The sequence below is a fragment of the Rhodococcus sp. NPDC055112 genome (genome assembly GCF_053607505.1).
Window position 1 is genome coordinate 277,029 of the sequence record NZ_JBSGTR010000001.1, and the last position, 24,464, is coordinate 301,492.

Sequence of the window (24,464 nt, forward strand, 5' to 3'; positions counted from 1 at the left end):
GCACGGGCGGCGAAGCCGCGTCACACCCCGATGTTGATGGCGCCGAGGTATCCGTCGCCGGCCCGGACGGCCGTCACCATCCCGGACGCGTCGAAGATGCCGTCGGCGGCGTTGTCGACGTTGTTCTCCCGCCCGGTGTGCTCGTCGTAGGGCGCCGACGCGTACACCTCGTCGATGAGCGCCTCCTCGAAGTAGAGCTGCGAGGTGAGCACGGTGGCCTTGTCCATGTGCACCTTGAGGTGGATGTGCGTGGTGCGGCCCTGGTACCAGCCGGGGAAGATCGTGGTGAACCTCGCGATGCCGTCGGCGTCGGTGGTCTGCGCCCCGCGCAGGTAGGTGCCGTCGTCGGTGGTGGCCGACTCGCTGTCGCCCTTGCTGTACGAGCCGTCGGAGTAGTCGGTCGTGTTGCCGCCGGGGCCGCCGGGAACACGACCGCCCGCACCGCCGGGGCCGCCCTCGGGAGGCCTGCCCTGACCACCTTCGGGAGGCCCGCCGGGGCCGCCCTCGGGGGGAGTGCCGTTTGCGCCCTGCGAACCGGACTCGAAGCCGGAGTAGACGCCGCCCGCGTCGCAGTGCCAGATCTCGACGACGGCGTTGGCGACCCCGCCGCCCGAGCCGTCGAGGGTGCATTTCTGCAGTTCCTGCACCCGGATGGCCAGGTCGAGGGTGGCGCCGGGCCGGTCCTCACGCAGGTCGTTGCGGATCGAGTCGACGTCGAACCAGTACGGGCCCTGCGTCTCCTCGGTCGTCATGACGCACTGTGGGGCCCGGGCGAGCAGGGCGGTCACATCGCTGCTCGCGGCGACCGCGGTGCCGGTGGCGGACGCGGAGGCGCTCGTCGCGGTCCCGCCGGAGCCGTTGCCCGCGCAGGCCGCGATCAGCCCGCTGAGTCCGACTGTCCCGCCAAGGGCCAGCGCTCGCCGTCGGCTGACGCGGGCGCGGCTGCGCTCGATGTCCTCGTTCACGTTGATCTCCGCTCGGTGTAGATGGTGTTCACCATCGTCGACCGGGCGGCTGTGAGCATCCTGGCAACGGGCTGCGAGGTGCCTGGGCGCCGGGTGCGGTCAGCGCGTCGGGACCGCGGGCGGGGCCTCGAACGTCACCGAGAACTGGTCCTCGATGTTGCTCTCGAACTCGTCCTCGCACCGCTGCTGGGCGGCCCGGTTGTTGCCCGCCTCCCGGAGGCAGTCGACGAAGTCCTGGCCGCCGACCTTGTGGAACAGGCCGATCCCGACCACGACGAGCACGATCGAGATGATCAGCCCGGCGAGGCCGAGCAGGATGCCCGCGAGGGACACCCCACCGTTGGTGGCCTGTCTCTTCTTGTACAGCGATCGGCCAACGAGGCCGACGATGATCGCGACGGCCCCGAGCAGGATGCCGCCGACGATGGTCCACACGGTCAGCACCGACAAGATGCCGAGGATGAGCGCGGTGATCCCCGCGCCGTTGCGGGGCTGCGCGGGCGGCTGTGGATATGGCTGTGCCGCATACGGCTGGCCGGGATAGGGCTGACCGGGATAGGGCTGACCTGGGTACTGGGGGCCGCCGCCCTGCGGCTGACCGGGGTAGGGCTGACCGGGGTAGGGCTGACCCGGGTACTGGGGGCTGCCGCCCTGCGGCTGACCCGGGTACGGGGGCTGCTGGCCTTCCGGCGGCGGGGTTCCCTCCGGGGGGTTCGGCGGCTGCTGGCCTTCCGGCGGCGGAGTTCCGTTCGGCGGCTGATTCGTCATCGTCTCTCCTCGGATTCACCCATGGGCACCGGAAAGCCAAGTCACCCGCAGACTAGTCGCGTTGGAGGTCCGATAGACCGTATTGGCGCGACCCCGCTCAGCGCAGCTGGACGCTGGCTGCCGCCCGCGCGAGCAGGCGCCCGGCGGGATCGACGAGCCGCGACTCGATCAGGGCCAGTCGCCGCCCGGCGCGCAGCACCTCGGCTTCGGCGCGGATCGGGGGCCCGTCGGCCGCGGGGGAACGGACGAAGTCGATCCTCAGGTCGAGTGCCTCGTAGCCCTGACCGGGGGCGGTGAGGGTCTGTGCGGCCAGACCCGTGATCAGGTCGGCCGCGGAGATCAGCACCCCGCCCTGGATGGATCCGAGCGGGTTGCTCATCCAGCCCCGCGGCGCGAACTCGCCGATCACCCGCCCGCGGGCGACCTCGGTCAGCCCCATGCCCAGCAGCCCGGCGAGCGGGCCCCGTGCCAGCGCGCCGCGCTCGATGCTCTCCACGATCTCCAGCCCGGGGCGGTCGGCGAGCTCGGCGGCATCCGCGACCGGTTCGGCGGCCTCGACGGGCAGGCGTGCGCCCCAGAGCACCGCCTCGGCGTTGGCGGCCTCCCGGGTGACCACCATCCCGCGGGTCTGCAATGCGACGAGCACCTCGCCGTCCGGTCCGCGCATGTCGCCGGTGGCCAGTCCGGTGCCCGCCGCACCATCGATCCGGACCGCGTTGCCCTGCGCCTCGATGGTGCCGGTCGCGGGCAGTGGGCCGGCGAGCGCGGCCACCACCTGCGACAACACGACCTGGGTCCCCTCGGGGACCGAGTTACCGATCGCGCGGCCGGGCACGTTGTCGGCCAGCACCCCGATCGATCCGAGGACCGTCCGCCCGCGATGGTCGTGGAACCGAGGGCCGACCTCCTGACGGAGCCGGATCACGCCGGGGGCTTGTTCGACGGCCTCCACGCCCATCAGCTCGTTGAGCCGGTCGATCCGCTGGTTCTCCGTGGTGGTCATCGCTCTTCTCTATCACCGGGACCGCGACGGTCGGTCGCGCGGTCCCGGTGATCGGCCGAGACCCCGGGTCCGATCAGCCGCCGAGGCGGCCGTGCATCTCCCAGACCAGCACCTCGGCCGGGGCGTCGGCGGACAATCGCTGTCCCCCGGACGCGGTGAGCCGGACGGCGTCACCCTCGGACAGGATTCCGGCGCCCTCCAGCGACACCTCGCCCTGGGCGACGAAAAGATGCAGGTAGGGGGCCTCGGGGAGCTGTACCGAGCCGCCCGGCTGCAGTCGCGCGACATGCAGTGCCGCGCCCCGGTTCGCGATCGTGATGGCCGACTGGTTCCGGTGTGCGGGCATGCCGGAGGCGACCGGCACGAGCCCGCCGCGCATCAGCTCGTCGTCGATCTCGAGCTGCTCGTAGCCGGGGCTGATGCCCGGCTCGTCGGGCAGCACCCACATCTGGATGAATCGAACCGGCTCGGCATGCTCGTCGTGCTGGGATCCGGCCAGCCGCCACGAGTCGTTCTTCTCCGAGTGCAGGATGCCGGTGCCCGCGCTCATCCGCTGGGCCAGGCCCGGGTAGATGACGCCGGAATGCCCGATCGAGTCCTGATGCACCAGCGATCCCCGCAGCACCCAGGTGACGATCTCCATGTCCCGGTGTGGATGGGTGTCGAAGCCCTGGCCCGGCATCACGATGTCGTCGTTGTTGACCATCAGTACGCCGTGATGGGTGTTGTCCGGGTCGTAGTGCTGCCCGAACGAGAAGGAGTGCTTCGAATCGAGCCAGGAGATCCGGGTCTTCATCCGATCGCCCGCGCGGTGGATGTCGACGTGCGGTGTGGTGGGTGCCGTCATGGGCGTCCTCCTTTGTGGTGCTTAGAGATTCCAGAGTACGAGGGCGTCAAGAACTCGGTGCACAGTTGTCGGCTCCGATGCGGGACCGTTGCACGTCGGACCCGGTTCGGTGGGGGTGCCCCAGGTCGTCGATCATGCGCTGCCTCCTCGAAAAGGGTTGCTGTCAAACCGGATCCGCGCGATTCATCGCGGACTCATCCGAGCGCGGCATGCATCTCCCAGATCAGCAGCTCCGTGGGTTCGGCCGCCGTGTACTGCTGGCCGCCGATCCCGGTGAGCCGCAATGAATCCCCCTGGTCGAGGCGTCCGAACCCCTCGATCTCGCCGGATCCGCGCGCGACGAACACGTGGACGTAGGGCGCGTCCGGGATTGTTACCGACTGTCCAGTTTGCAATCTGGCGGGGTGCAGCCCCGCGTGCCGGTTGTTCAGGCCGATCGCGGCGTGATCGCGGTGCCGGGGCAGTCCCGACGCCACCGTGACCAACCGGCCGCTGTCGAGCTCCGCGTCCCGGTGCTGGTGCATGTCGAATCCGGATCCGGCGTCGACGATGTCCTCGTTGTTGACCACCAGCAGCCCGTGCGCGTTCGCCGCCAGGTCGAAGTTTCCCGCGAACGGGAAGCTCTGCCAGGACTCGAGCCAGCCGTAGCGCTGGTGCGCGCGGTCGCCCGCGCGCTGGACCGCCATCGACGGCATCGCTACGCCATCGTCTCGTGGGCGGCGGGGATCGAGCCGAGCCGCCCGGCCTGGAAGTCCTCGAACGCCTGGATGACCTCCGCCTTGGTGTTCATCACGAACGGCCCGGCCATCGCGACGGGTTCGCGGATCGGCTTGCCGCCGAGGATGAAGACCTCGAGGGACTCGGTCCGGGAGTCCTGGGTGTCCGCGGCGGCGACGGTCAGCGTGTCGCCGCGTCCGAACACTGTGGTCTGGCCCATCCGGACCGGCCTGCGCTCGGCGCCGACCGTGCCCTCGCCCGCGAGGACGTACGCGAGCGCGTTGAACTCGGGGTTCCATGGCAGGGTCAGGCGGGCCCCCGGTGCGATGGTCGCGTGCACCAGGCTGATCGGGGTGTACGTGGAGCCGGGGCCGTCGTGGCCGTCGACCTCGCCCGCGATGACGCGGACCAGGGCGCCGCCGTCCGGCGAGGACAGCAGCGCGACCTTGTTGCCGGTGATGTCCTGGTAGCGGGGCGCCGCCATCTTGTTGTCGCGGGGCAGGTTCACCCACAGCTGCACGCCGTGGAACAGGCCCCCGCTGACCACGAGGTGTTCGGGTGGGGTCTCGATGTGCAGGATGCCGCCGCCCGCGGTCATCCACTGGGTGTCGCCGCCGCCGATCGTGCCGCCGCCACCGTTGGAGTCCTGGTGTTCCATGATCCCGTCGATCATGTAGGTGACGGTCTCGAAGCCGCGGTGCGGATGCCACGGGGTGCCCTTGGGCTCGCCCGGCGCGTAGTTCACCTCGCCCATCTGGTCCATGTGGATGAACGGGTCGAGGTGCTTCATGTCGACGCCCGCGAACGCCCGGCGCACCGGGAAGCCCTCGCCCTCGTAGCCAACGGGGGCTGTGGTCACGGCCAGGACCGGCCGCGGCGAGGATTCGGGCGCGGTCTCGGTGATGCGCGGCAGGGCGAGGATGTTGTCGACGGTCACGGCAGGCATTGGGGCGCTCCTCCGACTCAGTTAGTTGATTGTTCAACTAGTGCATCTGACTCAACACCGGCGGGGCGGAGGTATTCCCGGCGCGACGGTCCGCCACCGCGAGCCGGTCACGAGGCCTGGCGAACACCGGGAACCGGCCGTCCTCCGCGGTGGGCAGGAACTCGACGCGGACGTCGCGGTCGGTCTCCACCGGGACCTCGCCGTCGATCCACGTGTAGATCCGCGGGCCGTCGTCGAGCTCGACGATCCCGACGGCCGAGGGCGCGGAGTCCCCGCACGGCTCGTCCGGCCGATGATCGGCCACCTTCCAAGACACGATCGACCCGGCGCCGGTGGACGGCACCGAGCGGAGTTCGGAGCCCTGGCAGGAGGGGCAGGATGCCGTCAGCGGCGCGAGGAGTGCGGCGCAGCGCACGCAGCGATTGATCATCAGCGACGACGGGTGGACCCGCGTCGCGTCCCGCGCGGTCATGCGGCGACCCTCGACGGCCACCCGAGCACGGTCCTCATGGCGTGCCCGAAGCCGTGTGGGTCGCCGACCGGCCATTCATGCGAGCCCGCGACCGTGAACACCGGCGGACGACGAAGCGCTGTGCGCAGCGACTCGAGGCCTGCTCTCGGGATCACCTGGTCGCCGCGAGCCCAGAGCAGCGTCACCGGGAGACCGCGGTCCGCCAGGCGGTTCAGTTGGCGTGTCTGGTCGCCGCCGCCGGTCGTGGCACGCCATTCGTGCGGCAGTCCCGCCCGGACCGGGTGCCCGTTCTCCGCGGCGCGAGGGCCGATGCCGCCGCCGATCGAGTTGACGAGGACGAGCCGGGCTACGTGGTCGGGGAGGTCGTGGGCGGTCTGGATGGCGACGCCCCCGCCGAAGGAGTGTCCGACCAGGGTGACCGGTTCGGTCACGCCGACGGAGTCGATGAATCGCCCCAACCACCGTGCGTAGCCTGCTGGATGCCGCTCGCCGCGAGGTAGCTCGGCCGTCCCGCCGAACCCGGGGAGCGAGGGCGCGAGCACCCGCGCGCCGTTGCGGGCGAGCCGCACCAGCGATCGTCGATACGTGCGATGGCTCGAGCCCCACCCGTGCAGGAAGACCAGCGGCGGACCCTCGCCCGCGATGCCGTAGGCGATGGAACGCCCGTCGAGCTCGGACTCCAGCGAGGTCAGCGCGGGGCGCGGATCGGGATGGAGGAGGCGCGGGGGCGGGGGCTGGTGGTGCGTCATCGGAACCTCGACATGCTCGGCAGTGGTGTGGATCACACTGTTCTCTCGGGCGGCCCGTGGGACCACGGTGGAAACACGGGGGCACGTACCTGCTTTCGTGCACGGCACGGCGCGGCGGCGCGAAAACCGACGGCGCCCCGCGGTGATCGGCCATAGTGGGAACGTGGCCGCCAACCGAACACGCACCGCCGCCGCAGCACTGGCGGTGTCCGCCGTCGGACTGCTCGCCGCGGGCTGCACCGACGGGTCTGACGCGCAGGCGGGGACCGGTGCTCCCCCCGGGATCAGCACCCAGGCCACCGGGAAGGTCAGCGCGACGCCGGACACCCTGACGGTGGTGCTCGGCGTGCAGACGCAGGCGCCGGCCGCGGCAGGCGCCCTCGAGGACAACGCGAACAAGGCGAACGCCCTCATCGACACCCTCAAGGAGAAGGGGGTGCGGGCGGAGGACATCCAGACCAGCGGGTTGTCCGTGCAGCCGACGTATGACCCGAACTCCTCGGCGATCACCGGCTATCAGGTGACGAACCAGGTCACGGCGACCGTGCACGATGTCGGCGCGGCGGGCGCGCTGATCGACGCCGCCGCGGCAGCGGCGGGCGATGCCGTCCGGGTCCAGCAGACGTCCTTCTCCATCGCCGACGACAGCGACCTGCGCGCGCAGGCCAGGGCGGACGCGGTGCGGCAGGCGCAGGCCCAGGCGAGGCAGATCGCGGAGGCCGCCGGGGTCGGTCTCGGCGAGGTCCGCTCGATCACCGAGGTACCCGTCACCGGGCCGACCCCGTACCCCGGCGGCGCGCTCGACCGGGCTCCCTCGACGCCGATCGAGCCGGGCAGCCAGGAGCTGACCGTGTCGGTCGCGGTCGTCTACGACATCGACTGAGCGCGTCCTTTCCTCACAGTCTTCTCATACTCGCGCCACCCGGGTGCCAGAGATTTCCCGTACGGTCCGCCCTATGGTTGCCGCACATGCGAGTTGGAGACGTGGGCCGTGGGTGATCGCCGCGGTGACGGCGCTCCTCGCCGCCGCCGTCGGGGTCTATTTCCTGGTCTCACCGGAGGGGGAGTCGACGAGAACCGTCGCGATCGTCAACGAGGACGCGGGCGCGGTGGTCGACGGCAAGCCGATGAATGCGGGGGACCAGGTCGTCGCGGCATTGCAGGAATCGGGTGACTTCGAGTGGGCGACCGTCTCGGCCGACGAGGGGTCGGCCGATGCGTACCTGGCGTCCGTCACTATTCCGGCGGACTTCTCCGATTCGGTGAACTCGCTCTCCACCAACGCGCCGCGGCAGGCGGAACTCGCGGTGCACTACAACGGTGACGGCTCGCCAACGGATACCGAGTTGATGTCGGCGTTGATGGCGACCGTCTCGGATCAGACCGGGGCGCAGGGCATCAAGGACGTCCTGGCCGGGATCGCCTCGGCGAGGGCGCAGCTGCAGCAGACGCTCTTGCCGTCCCAGCTGCTGACGGCCGCGACGACCGCCGCGGACAAGCAGGTCCAGGAGCTGCTCGGTCAGGCCGACCAGGTGTTGCCGCTCCTGGCCACGGCGAACGACGGCGCCAACCAGCTCGTCGACGTCGCCGGACAGGTCTCGTCGATGGTGGACGGCGCGGTTGGCCCCGCGACCGAGGTGTCCGGTCGGTTGACCGAGCTCGGCGTCACCCTCGGCGACGTCACCCGCTCCACCGAGCAGCTGCAAGGCGGTCTCGACGCCGCGGCCGCGGCCCTTCGCGCCACCGGGCTCCAGCCCGAGATGGTGCGGACGCTGGAGCAGACCAAGACCGATCTCACGCTGGTGTCCGGTCAGCTCGCGGCGATCACCGGGCTGCTGAGCGCCGACGCGGGGCCCGACACCGACCTGGGCGGCGCGCTGCGCAGCGGGCTCGGCCAGCTGCAGGACGTGTCCGCGCAGCTCACCGATGCCGGCAACCAGCTCCAGGCCGGGATCGGCCCCATCGCGGAGCAGGCGCCCGCGCTGCTCGGCACCACCAAGGACCAGATACTCACCGGCGTCAGCCAGCTCAAGTCCGTTTCGACGCAGATCGGGGAGCAGCTGACGAAGGGGGTCAACGCGATTCCCGCCCGCAATGCCGCGCAGCAGGATCGGATCTCGACCGTGCTCAGCGCGCCGGTCGCAGTGGTGCAGACCGGCGGATCCGACGGCGGGGTCGAGCTGTTCACCGCCAGGAACCTCGCGATCGTGTTCGCCGCGACCACCGCTGCGCTCGCGGGCGCGCTGGTCTGGTCGCTGCGGCGGCGCCCGTCGGGTCCCCCGGCGACCCCCTGACGCCGGAGGCGGGATCGTGTCGACCTTCAGGCGATCCCGCCGAGCTCCACTCGGCACAGCTCGGCGGACCGGGTCGGATCATCCGGGTCGGTGATCAGCCAGCCGCCGCGCAGGTCGTCGTCCACGGTCAGGCCCTCCACCTTGCGCACGCTTGGCCTGCCATCGGACTCGAGCAGCCGGGTCCAGCGCACCGAGAGCGAGTCCGCAGGACCGTCGATCAGGCCGACCGCCGCACCCGCGACCGGGCCGTCGGCGATGGCATCGTCCGTTTGCTCGGCAGCGGCGAGGAACACCGTGCGGTGGGGGGAGAGGACGGCTGCGTCGGTGACGCCGAGGCCGACCCCGTCCAGCGTGCCGAGCCGGAACCAGTTGACCCCGATCACCTCAGGACCGTCGCCGTCGAGGACGCCCAGCGGCAGATCCACGCTCGCGCTCGGCGCGGAACCGGCGCCGCGATGGAACACCCGGAGCCGTGACCCGTCCACCGCGGCCCCCTCGATGTTGGGCCGATCGTCGAGACCGAGCGCGAGTCGGACGCTGTCGTAGATGGCCGGGGACTCGCGCAGGGTGACGGAGCCGTTGTCGGGGTCGATGCGCGCGAGCGTGCAGCGGTTCTGCAGCGATCCGGAGCCCAGCAGGTGGACGCTGCCGTCCGGGGCGCGCAGCGCCGACTCGAAGTCGGGCTTGTCCCTCTTGGCGAGTTCCGCGCCGTCACCCTTGAGAGGTAGCGGGGTGACGCCGAGCCCGGGCAGGTCGATCCAGGCGGCGCAGAAGGCATCGTCCTGAACCGCCAGCAAGCGGTCACCGACACGCACCAGCGCCGAGCCCGCGCGCACACCGGGCAGGGGATGCACCGCGACGAGGCGGGCGCTGAGTTCCGATCGCACCGTCAACACAGTAGGGGGACGCGGTTCAGCCGTTCCGATCCCAGCGGGCCGGGTCGGATTCGAGGGCGGACCGGTCCCAGCTCCCCAGCGAGGCGGCGGCGTCGTAGGTGCTCTGCAGGAACTCCATCAGCGCGGCGTCCGGGTCGGCGGCGGTACGCACGGCCTCGTACGGCAGCACGAATTCGCCGAGCTCGGCGCTGTAGTGCGCCTGAGCGGGGCCGACCGGGTGGTCGGCGAAGCCGTCCGGCGCCGGGTAGGCGTAGGAGTAGAAGCCGCCCTCCTCGCCGCCGCCTGGCCAGAACCCGCAGCTGCTCAGCTCGCGGGAATAGCCCTCGACCATCACCCAGTCCGCGCAGTTCGGGGCCCCGCCAGGGTGGACGGGCGCGCCCCGCCCGGAGAACCGGGTGCAGGCCAGGTCCATCGCGCCCCAGAAGAAATGCACCGGCGAGCACTTGCCGACGAAGTGCGAACGGAACCGGGTCAGCACCCGGTCGGCCTGGACCAGCTGACGCCAGAACAGGTTCGCGGCCGCGGCGTCGTAGGAGGCGTGGACCTCGTCCTCCGCGAAGGGGATCGCCGTCACGACTTCGTTGGGGGCTGCCTGGATCCGCACCTCGACGCCCAGTTCCCGGAGCGCCGCCACGGTCTGGGCGTAGAACTCGGCCACCGACTTCGGCTCGAGGGCGATCCGGCGCGCGCCACCGTCACTGGTGCGCATGCGCAGCTCGTGGTCGCAGAAGTCGAACTCGATCTCGAGGAGCCGCGAGCCGACCGGGATGGCCGAGGTGGTCAGCCCCCTGGCGGTGACGTACAGCGTCACCTGCCACCAGTGGTTGAGCAGTGGCGCGTGCTGTAGCCGGATCTTCCCGACGATCTGCATCCACATGTGCAGGGTTTCGCGGGTGTCGGTCCAGTCGTCGAGGCGCAGCGCGGGCCACGCGTCGGTCGCCGTCGTCTCGGTCATCGTGGCTCCCTCGGTGAATGCTCCCCGGAATCGTCGATGCCCATCCGAGTCTGCCACCTAGACTCGGAAACGTGGCACACACCGAGTCCTCGTTCACCGGCAAATACGGCACCCGGATCGACTACGACGTCTGGACGCCGGACGGCGAGCCGAGCGCGGTCCTGGTTCTCGCGCACGGCTTCGGCGAGCACGCCCGCCGCTACGACCATGTCATCGAGCGCCTGCTGGGACTGGGTCTGGTGGTGTACGCGCCCGACCATCGCGGTCACGGTCGCTCGGGTGGCAAGCGCGTCGAGCTCAAGGACTGGTCGGATTTCACCGACGACCTGCGGCGGCTGTTCGGGATCGCGGCCGCCGAGCATCCCGGACTCGACCGGTACCTTCTCGGCCACAGCATGGGTGGCGCCATTGCGCTGTCCTACGCACTCGATCACCCCGGAGACCTGTCCGGGCTGATCCTGTCCGCCCCGGCGGTGGACGTGACGACCGGGGTGCCCCGGGTGGTGGTCGAGGTCGGCAAGGTCCTCGGCCGATTCGCGCCGCGGGTGCCCGTCGAGTCGTTGGACGCCAATCTGGTCTCCCGCGATCCGGCGGTGGTCGCCGCCTACAACTCCGACCCGCTGGTGCACCACGGCAAGGTTCCCGCCGGTATCGCCCGCGGGATGATCGTCAACGCCGAGTCCCTGCCCAACCGGCTACCGACGCTGCAGGTTCCGTTGCTGTTGCTGCACGGCAGCGAGGACGGGCTGGCGAACGTGAACGGCAGCCGGATGATCGCCGACATCGCGGGTTCCCAGGATCTGACGTACACCGAGTACGACGGTCTCTTCCACGAGGTGTTCAACGAGCCGGAGCGCGAGCAGGTGCTCGACGACGTGGTCGAGTGGCTGGAGCCGCGCCTCAAGGGATGAGAGCCGTGGTCACCGGCGCAGGGGCACTCCCGAGTCGGATGCCAGGTACCCGACCCTGCGCTGCACGGCCGCGATCTCGCGTACGCCGTCGCCCAGCAGGCTGCGGTTCAGGGGCGACAGCTCCGGCATGGTGACGACGTCGCCAGGTGCGACACCTGCGGTGATCTGATCCACCTGGTGGGTCAACCGCAGCCGCTGGAGCAGCGTGAACACCTCGGTGAGGATCGTCGTATCCCGTTCTGTGAGTAGGCCGTTCCCCGCCGCCGCCCGCAACCGAGCCGGCGTCGAGGCGACGGTGGCCCCCACCGTCATGCCACCCCACCTGGCGAGGTTGACGATCGGCGTCAGCGCGTGTGTCTTGAGGTCGAAGGTGCCCCCGCGTCGCGAGAGCACGTCCCGTAGCGAGCGGGTGCGTGCGCGCCCGGCCAACGCATCACGCAGCTGCAGTCGCAGGGCGTCGGGATGGTCGGTCCGCATGTTCCGGTAGGCCGTCGGGATGGTGTGCAGCGACCGTTCACCCCACACCACGCGCCCGTCCAGGAGCAGCGACGACATGACGAGCCCGCGGTCCTGCAACGGATCGTCCAACCACTGTGCCGCGGTGCGGCGCCAGCCCGCGACCGACCGCGCGAACCTCGGTGTGCTCGCGACCGCGCCGTTCGTGTCGGCGGGAAGCCCGCAGTCGTCGAGGGTGGCGTGCACGGTCGCCGCCATCCTCATGAGACGTCCCGACTCGGGGGACAACTCGGGCACCCAGGACAGTGCGCTCTCGATATCGGATGACGGCATCGCCTCGCGGCGCGCGATGCTGCCGAGCGAGAGCCAGGCGAATCCCGTGCGCGGTAGGTCGTCGTCCTCCGCCAACGCGAACTCCACGGCGCGACGGACGACGCTGTCGATGACCACCGAGAGGATCCCGCTTGTCGCCGATGCCTCCGTGCCGCCGCGGAACAGGTCCACCACCAGATCGGGGATTCCGGAGCAGACTTCCTGCAGCGCAGCGGGGGTCGGTGAAAGCGCGATCGATCGGCGCAGCACAAAACTCTTGCGGGTGGCGGCGGCGAGCAGATCCGCCTCCTCGAGGACACCCAACACCGCGCCACGGATGGTGAGTACGGGCATGTGCCGCAGGCCGCTCTCGAGCATGTCCATCAACACGGTGGCGGCCAACCTGTCCTCCGTGACGGTCTGGGCAGGCGCACTCATCACCTCCGCCACCGGGGTGCTCAGGTCCACCCCGGCCGCCACCACCCTGGTTCTCAGGTCCCGGTCCGTGAAGATCCCGAGCTCGCCACCTGGCAACGGGATCAGGATGTAGGAACTGTGGCGTTCGCTCATGTGCCCGACGGCGTCGCGCACGGAGGTCCCCGGCGTGGTGAGGACCGGTTCGCCCCGCACCAGGTCGCCGACGGCGCGCCGGGACGGGATCTGTTCGACCGGTACGGGAGTCGCGCCGGTGGCCCTCGCCGCGGCCTCCGCGAGAAAGGCAAGGCCGGCGGGCCTGGCGAACAGCGGCCGCACGAGTTCCCCTGGCAAGCGGTACACCGTGGTGGGTTGGCTCGCCCTGGCGGTGAAGCCGACGTCGGAGCCGGTCAGCAGCGCCGAGTAGCCGAACACGCCACCCGGATAGACCGTGTCCACGGGGACGCCGGTGATCCCGTCGTCGTGCGGGTGTAGGAGCGTGACCTGCCCGCTCCGCACCACCCAGATCACATCGGCGGTCCGCTGCATGGAATCGAGAATTACAGCGCCCGTCGGGTATTCATCCACGCCCGCCGCGCCTGCCAACTCGGTGAGCTCACCCGGCGTCAGGTACTGGAACGGTGGGTGCTTCGAGAGGAAGGCCGCGGTGTCGAGCTCGAGGTCCACGCCGTCACCTTGGGGGGTTGCGAATGAGATCCGCGCACTTCTCCGCCATGGTCATGACCGTGATGTTCGGGTTGACGGCAGGGAGTTTCGGCATCGCCGACGCGTCGACCACCCGCAGGCGCTGTGTTCCCTTCACCCGTAGCTGCGGATCCAGCACGGCGAGCGGGTCCTCGATCGACCCCATCCGCGCGGTTCCCGCGGGGTGGTAGACGGTGTTGTGCGTCTTGTGGACGTAGTCGAGCAGTTCCTCGTCACTCACCGCCGTCGGCCCGGGCGCCAGTTCCCGTGCCACCCAGCTTTGCAAGGGATCCTGCTCGGCGATCTTGCGCGCCAACCGGATACCCGCCAGCATCACGGTCTCGTCGTGGCCCTCGGGATCGGTGAAGTACCGCGGATCCACCCTCGGCCGGTCCCGGAAGTCGCGTGAACGGAGGCGCACCGTGCCGCGGGATCGTCCTTGCGTCACGTTCGGCGTGAGACAGAATCCGTTGTCGGTGGTGGGATATCCCCACCGCAGGGTGTTCATGTCGAAGGGCACGCTGCCGTAGTGCATCATCAGGTCCGGCTGCCTCAGTCCGGGGGCCGTGGTGGCGAAGAGGCCGATCTCCCACCACTGCGACGACGTCGTCACCATGGGCCTCGACGCCTCCCAGAACACCAGGCCCTCGACGTGGTCATCGAGGTTGCCGCCCACTCCGGGCGAGTCGACCCGCACGTCGATCCCTATCTCCCGTAGATGCACGGAGGGCCCGATTCCCGAGAGCATCAGCAGCTTCGGCGTGTCGATCGCACCGGCGGTGACGATCACCTCGCGGCGCGCGGTGGCGGTGTCATAGCCCGTGAGGTCCGGACGTTGGTAGCGCACCCCGGTGGCCGTCAGGGTGTCGTCGATCAGCAGTTCACTGACCCAGCAGTTGGTTCTGACCTCGAGATTGTTCCGCGTCCCCAGGATGGGATGGAGATAGGCATGCGAGCTCGACATGCGATTGCCGTTCTCGGCGGCGTTGATCTGGAACCAGCCAGCGCCATTGAGGACCGTTGCACCCCTGTTGAATTGGACGGTTGGCAGACCAGCCTTGGCCGCCGACTCCAGCACGGCGGCACCGCACGGATCGTTCGGCGGGACATCGCGTAGCCGCACCGGGCCGCTGTGACCGTGCTGCCCACCGGGGACATCGCTGTTCTCCACCCGGGCCACGAACGGCAACGTGCTCTCGGCGCCCCATCCGGTGGCACCCATCGCCTCCCATTCGTCGAGACCCTCTGCAGGCGGCCAGAACGCGATGCACGAATTGTGTGACGAACATCCGCCGAGGACACGAGCCCTGGCGTGCCGCATGAAGCTGTTGCCCTTCTCCTGCGGCTCGACCGGGTAGTCCCAGTCGTACCCGGAGTCGAGGAGGTGCATCCACTGCGAGAGTTCGAGGATGTTGCGGTCGTCCACGTCCGAGGGGCCTGCCTCGAGAAGGCAGACCGTCACGGACGGGTCCTCGCTGAGCCTGGCGGCGAGCACGCATCCCGCGGTGCCGCCACCCGCGATCACATAGTCGAAGACGGTGTCCGTCATGATGGTTCGCCCTCCGGTGCCGCGGTGCGCGAGGTTGCCGCGTGTGAGGCAAGGGTGCCGAGGTGGTGTCGTCCCTTGATGGCGTACCAGAGCAGTCCGAGACACAGGATTGCGCCGATGTAGACGAAGGCGCCCCAGGTGTTGTACCAGGGCGTCCCGTACACCTCGGGGCGCGGCCAGGCGAGGTTCAGCGCCATTCCCACGCCCCAGACCACGGCGAGGATGTTCACGGGCAGGCCCCACCTGCCCATGGTGAAGTAGCCGCCCTCCTGCAGATCCGGCGGCGGCCACTCGCCCTTCAGCCGCTTCTTCAGCAGCGGTCCGGTGACCATCAGATAGGCGAGGTAGATCATGATGATGGCGATCGAGGTCAGCACGGTGAAGATCTGTGGTTGACCGATGTTCACCACGAGGATCAGGGCCGCGAGCACGCCGATCGCGATCGCGGGGACCACGGGCGTCTGGTGCTTGGGATGCACCCGGGCCAGCTTCTCCCCGAACGGCAGCGCGTTGTCGCGGGCCATGGCGAAGGTGAGGCGGATCGCGGCGGCGTGCACGGCGAGGGAGCACACGGTTATCGCGATCACGATGCAGATGAGGAATATCGTGCCGAGCGGCCCCCACATCACCTGCTCGACGATGTACTGGAGGCTGCCCTCGGGGCTGCCGAGCAGCGGATCGTCGAGATCGGGCGCCGCCATGACGGCGAACACCAGGATCGCTCCACCGATCACGAACGAAGCGAGGATCGCGCGGAAGATCGCCTTTGGCGCGGTCCGGCGCGGTTCGACGGTCTCCTCGCCGAGGGAACTCGCGGTGTCGAAGCCGTACATCACGTAGCCGGACGCCAGGGAGGCGACGAGGAAGGCCCCGAGATATCCGCCGCTCTCGCCCGCGCCGTACCCGTGGGTGGAGAAGAACACCTCCGGGCCCCTGGTGATGTTCGCCGCCAGGATCACTGCGATGAGGACGGCGGCGATCAGCTCGATGAAGACGCCCGCGCTGTTGATCATCGCCATCAACCTGACGCCGTATGCGTTCACGAAGGTGGTGAACGCGATCATGACGGTGCCGAGAATGACCGCGTTCGTGGCGAAGTCGTATTCACCGGTGCCGTCGCCGACGATCTGGAAGCCGCTCCAAATCCTCGGCAGGTTGAGCTGCAACGCGAGGACCACGGCCGAGAGCGTCACGATCGAGGCGGTGAGCATCAGCCAGCCGGACGTCCATCCCACGATCCGGCTGCCCAAGATCTTCGCCCAGTTGTACACGGAACCAGCCACCGGGTACTTGGCCGCCAGTTCCATGAAGCACAGTGCGACGGCCAGCTGGCCGATGAAGACCATCGGCCACGACCAGAGATAAGCGGGTCCCGCGTTTCCGAACCCGAAATAGAACAGCTGGAAGGTGCCGGTGAGGATGGAGATGTAGCTGACCCCGGCGGCGAAGCTGGCGAACTTGCCGAGGCTTCGGTCCAGGGACTCCTTGTATCCGAAGTCGCCGAGGCCGCTGTCTCCTGCCGCGATGTCGCGCTGAGTGGTCATGTCCGTGCGCCCTCCCCGGGTTCGGTCAGTCGTTGTCGAACCAACCCGCAGCAGTCGGCGCGGTGTTGTGCCAGATGTGTTTGATCTCCTGGTACTCGGACAGTCCGGCGGGGCCCAGTTCGCGCCCGTTTCCCGATCTCTTGTAGCCGCCCCATTCGGCGGCGGCGGTGTAGTAGCCGAAGTCGTTGAGCCACACCGTGCCGTGGCGCAGGCCGCGAACCATGCGTTCGCCCCGTGCGCTGTCGGCGGTCCTGACCCCCGCGGCCAGTCCGTACTCGGTGTCGTTGCCGAGCCGGAGGGCCTCCTCCTCCGTGGTGAACCGCTCGACGGTGAGGATGGGGCCGAAGGTCTCCTCCCGCACGATGCGCATGTTCCGGTCGCAGCGGTCGAAGATGGTGGGCAGGTAGAAGCTGCCGCTCTCCAGGTCCGGGTTCGGAGGGCGGGATCCGCCGGTCACCAGCTCGGCGCCTTCGGAGATGCCGAGGGCCACATAGCCTTCGATCTTCTCCCGATGCGCCATGGACACCAGCGGCCCGGTTCGGCTGGCGGGATCGAGGCCGTCGCCCATCCGGATCTTCTCGGCGCGCGCGGCGAGAGCGGCTACGAAGCGGTCGGCAATCGAGTCCTCGATGATGAGGCGGGTACCCGCGGAGCAGACCTGTCCGGAGTGCAGGAAGACCCCGGTGAGCACCTGGTCGACGGAGTCGTCACCATCGGCGTCGGCGAAGACGATGTGCGGGTTCTTTCCGCCGAGTTCCACCGCGACCTTGGTGACATGCTTGGCGGCCGTCTCGAGGATGACGCGTCCGGTGACCAGCCCGCCCGTGAACGAGATGAAATCGACGTCCGGGGTGTCGGTGAGCGCGCTGCCGAGGACGGCGCCGCTGCCCTGCACCAGGTTCACCACGCCCCTTGGCACCCCGGCCTCCTCGATGAGTTTTACGAAGGCAATGGTGCTGAGCGGGGTGACCTCGCTCGGTTTGACGACCATCGTGCAGCCGGCCGCCAGCGCGGGCGCGATCTTCCACGAGATCTGCAGCAGCGGGTAGTTCCACGGTGCGATCAGGACACAGACGCCGATCGGCTCGTGTACCACCCGGCTGATCACATCGGGCCGGCCGACATCTACCAACCGATCCGATTCGATTGCGGCGAGTCGCGCGTAGTACCGGCAGACCGACACCACGTCGTCGATGTCGATCCTGCTCTCCGCCAGTGTCTTCCCGGTGTCGAGGGTTTCGATCCGTGCCAGCTTCTCCTTGTCGCGCTCGAGCAGGTCGGCGATGGCGGCGAGCAACGCGGTGCGCTCGGCGACGGGCGTCCGGGGCCAGGTTCCCTCGTCGAAGGCCCCGCGCGCCGCCGCGATGGCGCGGGTGGCGTCTTCTGGGGCGGCCTCGTCGACCGTGGCCACCACCGAACCGTCCGCCGGATTGAGGCAGTCGCGGGTGTCGCCCGAACTGGAGCGGACCCAGGTCCCGTCGATGAACAAGCCCGTATCGAACAGGTCGCCGATCGACTCGTCCTGCAACTTCAGGCTCAACTCTGGGCCTCGCTTCCTCTCCCGGTTGCGGAGCAACCGGTCATGGAACTCATCGATGTGACGCTCTGCCGGGCCTAGCACGCCCTTCTACCGTAGGCCGGTGGACGCGGTGTTGGCCGAGTTCACGGGATTTCTTTCTCTGGACGCCCCGCGTACGAGCAACGTTACGGAAGAAGTTATGGACAACTGTCCAGCTGGATGGCACGCTACGGGTGGCCCGGGCACCGCACGCGGTCGGGTGCGCAGGATCGGATTCCGCGTGCGATTTCGGGTGTCGAGGCAGTATCCGTGTCGGACATGCGGATTGGTGTGCGATAGCAGCCGATCCGGATGCTCGGCGGCACGTTGTCCGAACCTCTGTACGGAAAGGCGTTCCTTGACTCGCGACATGCCCCGGCGGCGCTTCCTGACTCTCGGCGCGGGGGCATTCGGTGCCGCGGCCGCGGGCTCGCTGCTTCCCCCGTCGCTGCAGGCTGCCCTCGCCAGCCCGGTCCCGCCCGGCGGGCTCGACTCCGTCGAACACGTGGTGCTCCTGATGCAGGAGAACCGTTCTTTCGACCACTACTTCGGCGCACTCCGCGGTGTCAGGGGGTTCGGCGACCCCAGTGCGTTGACGCTGAAGACCGGCCGCACCGTGTTCGAACAGCCCGCTGCCGGGGGAGTGGTGGTGCCGTACCCGATCCGCGCGTCCGCGGAGGCGCAGCGGATGGACACCCAGAACATCACCGGCCTCGATCACTCATGGGAGGGCGGCCACGAGTCGCTTGCGGGCGGCTGGCACGACGGGTGGATCCCCGCCAAGACCCCCGCGACGATGGCGCACTACGACCGCCAGGACATCCCGTTCCACTACGAGCTGGCGGATGTGTTCACGATCTGCGACGCGTACCACTGCTCGGTGCCGACCTCGACCAGTCCCAACCGCAACTACTGGGTCAGCGCGTACACCGGATTCGAGGCCGATGGGACTCGCGCGGTGACCAATGCGGCCTACGACCCCTGGCACGAGGGGTACCACTGGAGGACGGTGGCGGAGCGGTTGGAGGCGGCCGGGGTCTCCTGGAAGACGTATCAGGAGTGGGATAACTTCTCCGACAACAATTTCGACTATTTCGCCAGCTTCAAGAAGGTGGTCGCGCAGCTCTTCGGTCACCCCGGACTGGTCCCGTATCAGCTCGCGACCCTGTCGGGGTTCTACCTCGCGCTGGAAAAGATGCCGCCGCCCGCCCAGGACGCACTGCTCCGCATCCTCGATGATGCGGTGAGTCGGCTCTCGCCCGCGGACCGGCGGTTGTTCGACCGGGGCCTGCGTCGTGGGCGGCCCGGCACCCTGGCGTCGGCCTTCCGTGCGGATGTCGAGGCGGGGACGCTGCCGCAGGTTTCGTACCTGGTGCCGAACACCATCGATTCGGAGCATCCCTCGGGATCCTCGCCCGCCGCGAGCGCGACGCTGCTCTACCAGGTGCTCGACGCGATCGCCTCCGATCCCGAAACCTGGTCGAAGACTGCGGTGTTCGTCAACTTCGACGAGAACGACGGCTACTTTGACCACGTGCCGCCGCCGATGCCGCCGCGGGAGGTGGGTGACGAGTACGTCGGTGACCTGCCGCTCGGGCTCGGGCCGCGGGTCCCGATGACCATCGTCTCCCCGTGGACCGTCGGCGGGTTCGTGTGCTCGCAGGTGTTCGATCACACGTCGATCACCCAGTTCCTCGAGAAGCGCTTCGGGTTCACGCAGCCCGAGATCAGCGCCTGGCGCCGGACCGTCAGCGGCGATCTGACCTCCGCCTTCGACTTCGGGACGCCGCGGACGCGACCCACGCTCACCCGGCCCCCTGCCACCCCGCCGCTGGACCCCCGGTGGACACCCGCGCCGCCGCCGACCCAGCGGATGCCGGTCCAGGAGCCGGGCGCCAGGCCGGCCCGGGCGTTGCCGTACCAGCCCGACGCGAACGCCGTCCTTGATCCGGGTGCGCGGACGCTGACCGTCGACTTCGCCAACAAGGGAGCGGAGAGCGCGCACTTCGCGCTGTATCCCTACGCGGAGGAGTTCGCGCTTCCGCGGCACTTCGACGTCGCCGAGTCGGCCTCCGTCAACGTCGCCCTGCCCGGCGACCGCTACTCGCTGATCGCGCTCGGCCCCAACGGGTTCCGCCGCGAGTTCGGAGGTAGCCTGGCGGGAGCCGCCGCGGCACTCGCGGTGCGCACCAGCATCGATTCCGGTGCTCGCGGCCTGCGCGTGACCGTACGCAACCCCGGCTCCTCGGCGGTGACCGTGCGGTTGTCGACGGGTGGCGGCGATCGCGGCGGCGTGGTCGCCGTCGGCGCCGAGTCCTCCTGGTCGGTGCCGTCGAGTGAGGGGTGGTACGAGGCGGAACTGACCGTCGTCGAGGACGGCTCCTTCCGCAGGCGGTGGCTCGGACACATCGAGAACGGCAAGGCGAGCGTCAGCCAGGGTGCGGTCGTCGTGGCCGCGACAGGGGACCTCACCTGGACGCCCCCGCCCCCGCCCCCGCCTGCGGCGCCGGAGGCGGGGTCAGGGTCGCTCGCCGGGGTGTCCTCGATGCTCGGCACCGGTTCCGCGTAGTTCGGGAATCGGGACCGGCGCCTACTGGTCCTAGGCTGGTGGGGTGGAAGCGGTGAGTGACGTGGAGCGACAGTACGGCGGGAGACCGGTGACGGCCCGCAGGGCGGAACGGCGATCTCAGTTCATCGCTGCGGCGCTCGCCGTGTTCACCGAAAAGGGCTACGCGCGAAGCTCAGTCGCCGATGTCTGCGCCGCCGCGGGGCTCGCCCGGAGCCAGTTCTACGCGGAGTTCGCCAGCCGCGAGGATCTCCTTCTCGCGCTCTACGACCAGATCCAGTCCGACGCAAGGGAGGCGATGGTCGCGGCGCTCGCCGAGGTGGCCTCCTCGGAGCTGCGTGATCTCGTCGCGGCCGCGATGGAGGCCTTCGTCGAGTCGATCGGCGCTGACCCGCGGCGGGCGCAGATCTCGTACGTCGACATCGTCGGTGTCAGCCCCCGCGTCGAGCAGCATCGACTCGACCAGCGGGTGGTCTGGGCCGGATTCTTCGAGTCGACGCTGAGGGGGGTCGTCGGCGAGGGTTTCGAACCGCCGGGCGGGTACCCGTTGGCCGCGACGGCCTTCATCGGCGCGCTCACTGCGCTGGTGCACCAGTGGAGCACCACCGACCCGCGGCCCCCCGTCGCCGGCCTCGTCGAGGTGATGACGACGTTGCTGAGCGCGCTGGCGCGCGACGCCGCTGAGACCTAGGTCATTTCACTCCGACCGTTGTCATCCGGCACACAGCGCTCTACAGTCGTGCGGACAAAGTTAGACACAGGTATCTAACTTTCGGTGGTTTGCTCGCGAGACCCGGGCCGGGGCGCTGACCACGATCACGGACACCGGCACGGGGAGGGCGCGGTCATGGCAGGGGACAGGATGTTCGGGCGAGGGCTGCGCCGGGTGTGCGTGGTGGCCGCGGTGGCGGCGATGGGGCAGGTCGCGTTCTCCGGGCCGGCGCTCGGTGCGCCCGCGGGCGCAGATGCGCCCGGGGCATCGGCGGAGGTGGCCGTGCAGCCGCCCCTGCCCTTTCCGGTCCCGCCGAAGATCCCCGAGTTCGACGCGGAGTTCTACAGCCCGCCCGCCGAGGTGGTGGCGTCGAAGGCGCCCGGCGAGATCATCGCCGCCCGGCAGGTCCATCTGGCGAACTTCAGTGTGATTCCGCTGAACGTCGATGCATGGCAGGTCTCGTACCGGTCGAACAACGGCCGGGACGAGGCGATCCCCGCGGTGGCCACGGTGATCAAGCCCCGCGGCGGAACCAAGGACGGCGCGCCGCGCCCGCTGCTGTCGTTCCAGATGGCGGAGGACTCGCTCGGGCGTTACTGCGCTCCGTCGTATGTCATGCAGCAGGCGTCGGTGCCGTGGATGCTCACCGGTGCCGTCACCTCGGGCGCGCAGTTCCTCGAGGTGCAGGCCGCGCTGGCGCAGGGCTGGGCCGTGGTGGTCCCGGACCATCAGGGACCGAACTCGTCCTTCGCCGCCGGTCCCGTGGCGGGGCGGATCACGCTCGACGGCATCCGGGCCGCGGAGAACTTCGCGCCGATGCAGCTGAACGGCCGGTCGACGAAGGTGGGGATGGTCGGCTACTCCGGCGGATCGATCCCGACCGGGCACGCGGCCGAGCTCCGCAGGTCCTATGCACCCGAACTCGACATCGTCGGCGCCGCCGCCGGTGGCGTCGCCGCGGACCTCGGCGCGCTGGTCGAGAACGCGAACAACGCGCTCGGCGCGGGCATCGTGGCCTCGGGCGTGATCGGTGTCAGCCGCGAGGATCCCGAGCTCGCGGCGTTCGTCGACGAGCGCATCAACCCGGTCGGCCGCGCGCTCTTCGCGGCGAAGGACAACCTCTGCGTGGCGTGGAACTCGTCGCTGGCGCCGTTCCTGAACCTGAAGGGATTCTTCGACGGCGGCGATCCGTTGCAGGATCCGGTCGCGAAGAAGGCCCTCGCGCGGACGGCGATGGGGACGTCGGTGCCCGACATGCCCATGTACATCTATCAGTCGAACCCGGATTGGCTCGTTCCGGTCGGCCCGGTGAACAAGCTGGTCGGGACCTACTGCCAGGACCCGTCGGCGAGCGTGACCTACACACGCGATCATTTCAGCGAGCACCTGAGCCTGGAGGTGGCCGCCGTCCCGAGCGTCATCCTGTGGATGCGGGACCGGTTCGCCGGAGTGCAGGCCCAGAAGGGGTGCAGCACCACCGACGTCGGATCGATCGCGCTGGACTCGAAGACGTGGCCGGTGTGGGTGCAGGTCGTCGGTGAGGAGGTCGCCGGCCTGTTCGGAAAGCCGATCGGGGCCTGAGGAGTTCGGCCCGCTAGTAGGGTGCGAACTGCCGAGAACGGCGACGGCCCGACGCAGCGGCCCGCTGCCCGTCGCCTGCTGGGGAGGAACGAGAATGGGGCAGCTGACGCACCGGACCGTCGCGGTCAACGGGATCGACCTGCATTTCGCCGAGCAGGGCGAGGGCGAGCCGGTGGTGCTCTGCCACGGATTCCCTGGACTCTGGTTCAGCTGGCGTCACCAGCTCGAGGCGCTGTCCGCTGCGGGCTACCGCGTCATCGCCCCGGACATGCGCGGGTACGGACGGACGAGCGCGCCCGCCCAGGTTTCCGAGTACGACCGGCCGCACACGGTCGGTGACCTGGTCGGCCTTCTGGACGCGCTCGGCATCGAGCGCGCGGTGTTCGCAGGCCACGATTTCGGCGCCCACCTGACCTGGGATCTGCCGGCCTGGGCGCCCGACCGGGTGTCCGCGCTGATGCAGCTGAGCGTCCCCCGTGCGCCTCGACTGCCGGTGCAGCCGAGTGTCGGGTTCGAGTACCTCGCGTCCAAGCACTTTGCGCACGTGCACTACTTCCAGGCGCCGGGCGTCGCGGACCGGGAGCTCGGCGACAACACAAGGGCGTTCCTGGCCAAGATCTTCCACGCGCTCAGCGGTGCGAACCGCTACCTCGACTGCTGGGAGTTCCCGTCCGAGGGCAACGGCTACCTCGATGTGCTCCCGGAGCCGCCCGCCTTGCCGTGGAGCTGGCTCGATGAGGGCGAATTCGACTATTACGTAACGGAATTCGAGCGGACCGGATTCACCGGCGGCCTCAACTGGTACCGCGCCGAGGACGCCGTCTGGGTGCAGAACGAGTCGCTGCACGCGAAGCCGGTGGAGGTGCCGGTCACCTTCATCGCCGGCGCCAAGGACCCGGTGCTCGAGATGATGGGCAGCGACCCGTTCGCGACCATGGGTCGGTTGGTGCCGGGGCTGGTCTCCACCCACGTGATCCCGGACGCCGGGCACTTCGTGCAGATGGAAAAGCCCGCCGAGGTGAACTCGGCGATGCTCGAGTTCCTCGGCGGACTGACTACTTGATCGTGTCCAGCGAGGCGAGGGTGAGGGAGCAGGCCTGAGCGACCTCCGCGCCCTTCTTGTCGAAGTGGTTGGCGAAGAAGACGGCGTGATCCTCGTGCTCGTGGAAGTGGTGCGGGGTGAGCACGGCGGAGAAGACCGGGACATCGGTGTCGAGCTGGACCCGCATCAGTCCGTCGATGACCGCGGAGGCCACGAACTCGTGCCGGTAGATGCCGCCGTCGACGACCAGCCCGGCGGCGACGATGGCCTGGAACCGGCCCGTACGGGCGAGCCGCAGCGCGTGCAGGGGGATCTCGAAGGCGCCGGGGGTCTCGAAGAACTCGATCTCGCCGGAGGTGTGGCCCAGTGTCCGCCACTGCGCGACGAAGGCGTCTCGTGCTCGGTCGACGATGGGTCGGTGCCACGTGGACTGAACGAAGGCGATGCTCATTCCATGATGCTAGTTCGGCGCACCCCGGCGTGGCCATCCGGACATGCGTTC

22 protein-coding genes are annotated in these 24,464 nt (G+C 69.5%); 7 read left to right on the forward strand and 15 right to left on the reverse strand.

What is annotated here, in order from left to right; genetic code table 11:
- Window positions 1-20: 20 nt before the first annotated feature.
- From ACWFRB_RS01320 to ACWFRB_RS01355, 8 genes are all read right to left on the reverse strand, one after another.
- Complete coding sequence (locus ACWFRB_RS01320; RefSeq protein ID WP_452638242.1) at window positions 21-965, reverse strand: protocatechuate dioxygenase; 945 nt, start codon at window positions 963-965, stop codon at window positions 21-23.
- Between the two features lie 99 nt (window positions 966-1,064).
- Window positions 1,065-1,733 carry a DUF4190 domain-containing protein gene (locus ACWFRB_RS01325; RefSeq protein ID WP_452638244.1) on the reverse strand — a complete coding sequence of 223 codons (669 nt, stop codon included), beginning with the start codon at window positions 1,731-1,733 and terminating at the stop codon, window positions 1,065-1,067.
- A 97-nt stretch (window positions 1,734-1,830) separates the two neighbouring features.
- Window positions 1,831-2,736 (reverse strand): hotdog fold thioesterase, encoded by a 906-nt coding sequence (locus ACWFRB_RS01330; protein ID WP_452638246.1) that lies wholly within the window; start codon window positions 2,734-2,736, stop codon window positions 1,831-1,833.
- 73 nt (window positions 2,737-2,809) lie between these two features.
- On the reverse strand, window positions 2,810-3,583 hold the full coding sequence (locus ACWFRB_RS01335) for a pirin family protein (protein WP_097213798.1): 774 nt from the start codon (window positions 3,581-3,583) through the stop codon (window positions 2,810-2,812).
- 194 nt (window positions 3,584-3,777) lie between these two features.
- Window positions 3,778-4,278: a hypothetical protein gene (locus tag ACWFRB_RS01340; protein ID WP_452638248.1), complete on the reverse strand. Its 501-nt coding sequence runs from the start codon at window positions 4,276-4,278 to the stop codon at window positions 3,778-3,780.
- A gap of 2 nt (window positions 4,279-4,280) precedes the next feature.
- Window positions 4,281-5,246: a pirin family protein gene (locus tag ACWFRB_RS01345; protein WP_452638250.1), complete on the reverse strand. Its 966-nt coding sequence runs from the start codon at window positions 5,244-5,246 to the stop codon at window positions 4,281-4,283.
- Window positions 5,247-5,283: 37 nt separating this feature from the next.
- The gene (locus ACWFRB_RS01350) at window positions 5,284-5,718 is read right to left on the reverse strand and encodes a Zn-ribbon domain-containing OB-fold protein (protein ID WP_452638252.1); all 435 of its coding nucleotides are present in this window, start codon (window positions 5,716-5,718) and stop codon (window positions 5,284-5,286) included.
- Window positions 5,715-6,467, reverse strand: coding sequence for an alpha/beta fold hydrolase (locus ACWFRB_RS01355; protein ID WP_452638254.1), 753 nt, complete (start codon window positions 6,465-6,467; stop codon window positions 5,715-5,717). Before ACWFRB_RS01355 ends, ACWFRB_RS01350 begins: the two co-directional genes overlap by 4 nt.
- 163 nt (window positions 6,468-6,630) lie before the next feature.
- On the opposite strand from ACWFRB_RS01355, the gene ACWFRB_RS01360 reads away from it, so the two are divergent.
- Together ACWFRB_RS01360 and ACWFRB_RS01365 are read left to right on the forward strand one after the other, a co-directional pair.
- Window positions 6,631-7,350: an SIMPL domain-containing protein gene (locus ACWFRB_RS01360; RefSeq protein ID WP_452638255.1), complete on the forward strand. Its 720-nt coding sequence runs from the start codon at window positions 6,631-6,633 to the stop codon at window positions 7,348-7,350.
- A gap of 73 nt (window positions 7,351-7,423) precedes the next feature.
- Entirely contained in the window at window positions 7,424-8,761 is a 1,338-nt protein-coding gene (locus tag ACWFRB_RS01365) for a YhgE/Pip domain-containing protein (RefSeq protein ID WP_452638257.1), read from the forward strand.
- A 26-nt stretch (window positions 8,762-8,787) separates the two neighbouring features.
- On the opposite strand, the gene ACWFRB_RS01370 is transcribed toward ACWFRB_RS01365, so the two are convergent.
- Both ACWFRB_RS01370 and ACWFRB_RS01375 read right to left on the reverse strand, forming a co-directional pair.
- On the reverse strand, window positions 8,788-9,648 hold the full coding sequence (locus ACWFRB_RS01370; RefSeq protein WP_452638259.1) for a DUF6929 family protein: 861 nt from the start codon (window positions 9,646-9,648) through the stop codon (window positions 8,788-8,790).
- Between the two features lie 25 nt (window positions 9,649-9,673).
- The gene (locus ACWFRB_RS01375; RefSeq protein WP_452638260.1) at window positions 9,674-10,612 is read right to left on the reverse strand and encodes a DUF5996 family protein; all 939 of its coding nucleotides are present in this window, start codon (window positions 10,610-10,612) and stop codon (window positions 9,674-9,676) included.
- A 71-nt stretch (window positions 10,613-10,683) separates the two neighbouring features.
- Between ACWFRB_RS01375 and ACWFRB_RS01380 the strand changes: the two genes are divergently transcribed.
- Window positions 10,684-11,523 (forward strand): alpha/beta hydrolase, encoded by an 840-nt coding sequence (locus ACWFRB_RS01380; protein WP_452638261.1) that lies wholly within the window; start codon window positions 10,684-10,686, stop codon window positions 11,521-11,523.
- A 9-nt stretch (window positions 11,524-11,532) separates the two neighbouring features.
- On the opposite strand, the gene ACWFRB_RS01385 is transcribed toward ACWFRB_RS01380, so the two are convergent.
- The 4 genes from ACWFRB_RS01385 to ACWFRB_RS01400 are packed head-to-tail and all read right to left on the reverse strand — an operon-like array spanning window position 11,533 to window position 18,031.
- Window positions 11,533-13,392 carry a putative nucleotidyltransferase substrate binding domain-containing protein gene (locus tag ACWFRB_RS01385; protein WP_452638262.1) on the reverse strand — a complete coding sequence of 620 codons (1,860 nt, stop codon included), beginning with the start codon at window positions 13,390-13,392 and terminating at the stop codon, window positions 11,533-11,535.
- Window positions 13,393-13,396: 4 nt separating this feature from the next.
- Complete coding sequence (locus ACWFRB_RS01390) at window positions 13,397-14,959, reverse strand: GMC family oxidoreductase (protein ID WP_452638264.1); 1,563 nt, start codon at window positions 14,957-14,959, stop codon at window positions 13,397-13,399.
- The gene (locus ACWFRB_RS01395) at window positions 14,956-16,503 is read right to left on the reverse strand and encodes an APC family permease (protein WP_452638265.1); all 1,548 of its coding nucleotides are present in this window, start codon (window positions 16,501-16,503) and stop codon (window positions 14,956-14,958) included. The genes ACWFRB_RS01390 and ACWFRB_RS01395 overlap by 4 nt, the downstream gene beginning before the upstream one ends.
- A gap of 25 nt (window positions 16,504-16,528) precedes the next feature.
- Window positions 16,529-18,031 (reverse strand): aldehyde dehydrogenase family protein, encoded by a 1,503-nt coding sequence (locus ACWFRB_RS01400; RefSeq protein WP_452638330.1) that lies wholly within the window; start codon window positions 18,029-18,031, stop codon window positions 16,529-16,531.
- A gap of 400 nt (window positions 18,032-18,431) precedes the next feature.
- Here ACWFRB_RS01400 and ACWFRB_RS01405 point away from each other — a divergent pair, with 400 nt between their 5' ends.
- The 4 genes from ACWFRB_RS01405 to ACWFRB_RS01420 all read left to right on the forward strand — a co-directional run bounded on the left by ACWFRB_RS01405 (window position 18,432) and on the right by ACWFRB_RS01420 (window position 23,983).
- The gene (locus tag ACWFRB_RS01405; RefSeq protein WP_452638267.1) at window positions 18,432-20,630 is read left to right on the forward strand and encodes a phosphocholine-specific phospholipase C; all 2,199 of its coding nucleotides are present in this window, start codon (window positions 18,432-18,434) and stop codon (window positions 20,628-20,630) included.
- Window positions 20,631-20,673: 43 nt separating this feature from the next.
- Window positions 20,674-21,318, forward strand: a complete 645-nt coding sequence (locus ACWFRB_RS01410) for a TetR/AcrR family transcriptional regulator (protein ID WP_452638269.1) — start codon at window positions 20,674-20,676, stop codon at window positions 21,316-21,318.
- 156 nt (window positions 21,319-21,474) lie between these two features.
- Window positions 21,475-22,920, forward strand: a complete 1,446-nt coding sequence (locus ACWFRB_RS01415) for a lipase family protein (protein WP_452638271.1) — start codon at window positions 21,475-21,477, stop codon at window positions 22,918-22,920.
- Between the two features lie 94 nt (window positions 22,921-23,014).
- Entirely contained in the window at window positions 23,015-23,983 is a 969-nt protein-coding gene (locus ACWFRB_RS01420; protein WP_452638272.1) for an alpha/beta fold hydrolase, read from the forward strand.
- On the opposite strand, the gene ACWFRB_RS01425 is transcribed toward ACWFRB_RS01420, so the two are convergent.
- A complete protein-coding gene (locus ACWFRB_RS01425) occupies window positions 23,976-24,413 on the reverse strand; it encodes a 6,7-dimethyl-8-ribityllumazine synthase (protein WP_077040166.1) in 438 nt (145 codons plus the stop codon). The two genes, ACWFRB_RS01420 and ACWFRB_RS01425, sit on opposite strands and share 8 nt — an antisense overlap.
- Between the last annotated feature and the right edge of the window lie 51 nt (window positions 24,414-24,464).

Excerpts from the sequence above, each read along its gene's own strand:
- ACWFRB_RS01405 (WP_452638267.1), top strand. The coding sequence starts at position 18,432 with ATGCCCCGGCGGCGCTTCCTGACTCTCGGCGCGGGGGCATTCGGTGCC.
- ACWFRB_RS01425 (WP_077040166.1), bottom strand. The coding sequence starts at position 24,413 with ATGAGCATCGCCTTCGTTCAGTCCACGTGGCACCGACCCATCGTCGAC.
- ACWFRB_RS01350 (WP_452638252.1), bottom strand. The coding sequence starts at position 5,718 with ATGACCGCGCGGGACGCGACGCGGGTCCACCCGTCGTCGCTGATGATC.
- ACWFRB_RS01340 (WP_452638248.1), bottom strand. The coding sequence starts at position 4,278 with ATGCCGTCGATGGCGGTCCAGCGCGCGGGCGACCGCGCGCACCAGCGC.
- ACWFRB_RS01375 (WP_452638260.1), bottom strand. The coding sequence starts at position 10,612 with ATGACCGAGACGACGGCGACCGACGCGTGGCCCGCGCTGCGCCTCGAC.
- ACWFRB_RS01390 (WP_452638264.1), bottom strand. The coding sequence starts at position 14,959 with ATGACGGACACCGTCTTCGACTATGTGATCGCGGGTGGCGGCACCGCG.
- ACWFRB_RS01345 (WP_452638250.1), bottom strand. The coding sequence starts at position 5,246 with ATGCCTGCCGTGACCGTCGACAACATCCTCGCCCTGCCGCGCATCACC.
- ACWFRB_RS01365 (WP_452638257.1), top strand. The coding sequence starts at position 7,424 with ATGGTTGCCGCACATGCGAGTTGGAGACGTGGGCCGTGGGTGATCGCC.
- ACWFRB_RS01355 (WP_452638254.1), bottom strand. The coding sequence starts at position 6,467 with ATGACGCACCACCAGCCCCCGCCCCCGCGCCTCCTCCATCCCGATCCG.
- ACWFRB_RS01335 (WP_097213798.1), bottom strand. The coding sequence starts at position 3,583 with ATGACGGCACCCACCACACCGCACGTCGACATCCACCGCGCGGGCGAT.
- ACWFRB_RS01325 (WP_452638244.1), bottom strand. The coding sequence starts at position 1,733 with ATGACGAATCAGCCGCCGAACGGAACTCCGCCGCCGGAAGGCCAGCAG.
- ACWFRB_RS01330 (WP_452638246.1), bottom strand. The coding sequence starts at position 2,736 with ATGACCACCACGGAGAACCAGCGGATCGACCGGCTCAACGAGCTGATG.
- ACWFRB_RS01415 (WP_452638271.1), top strand. The coding sequence starts at position 21,475 with ATGGCAGGGGACAGGATGTTCGGGCGAGGGCTGCGCCGGGTGTGCGTG.
- ACWFRB_RS01420 (WP_452638272.1), top strand. The coding sequence starts at position 23,015 with ATGGGGCAGCTGACGCACCGGACCGTCGCGGTCAACGGGATCGACCTG.
- ACWFRB_RS01395 (WP_452638265.1), bottom strand. The coding sequence starts at position 16,503 with ATGACCACTCAGCGCGACATCGCGGCAGGAGACAGCGGCCTCGGCGAC.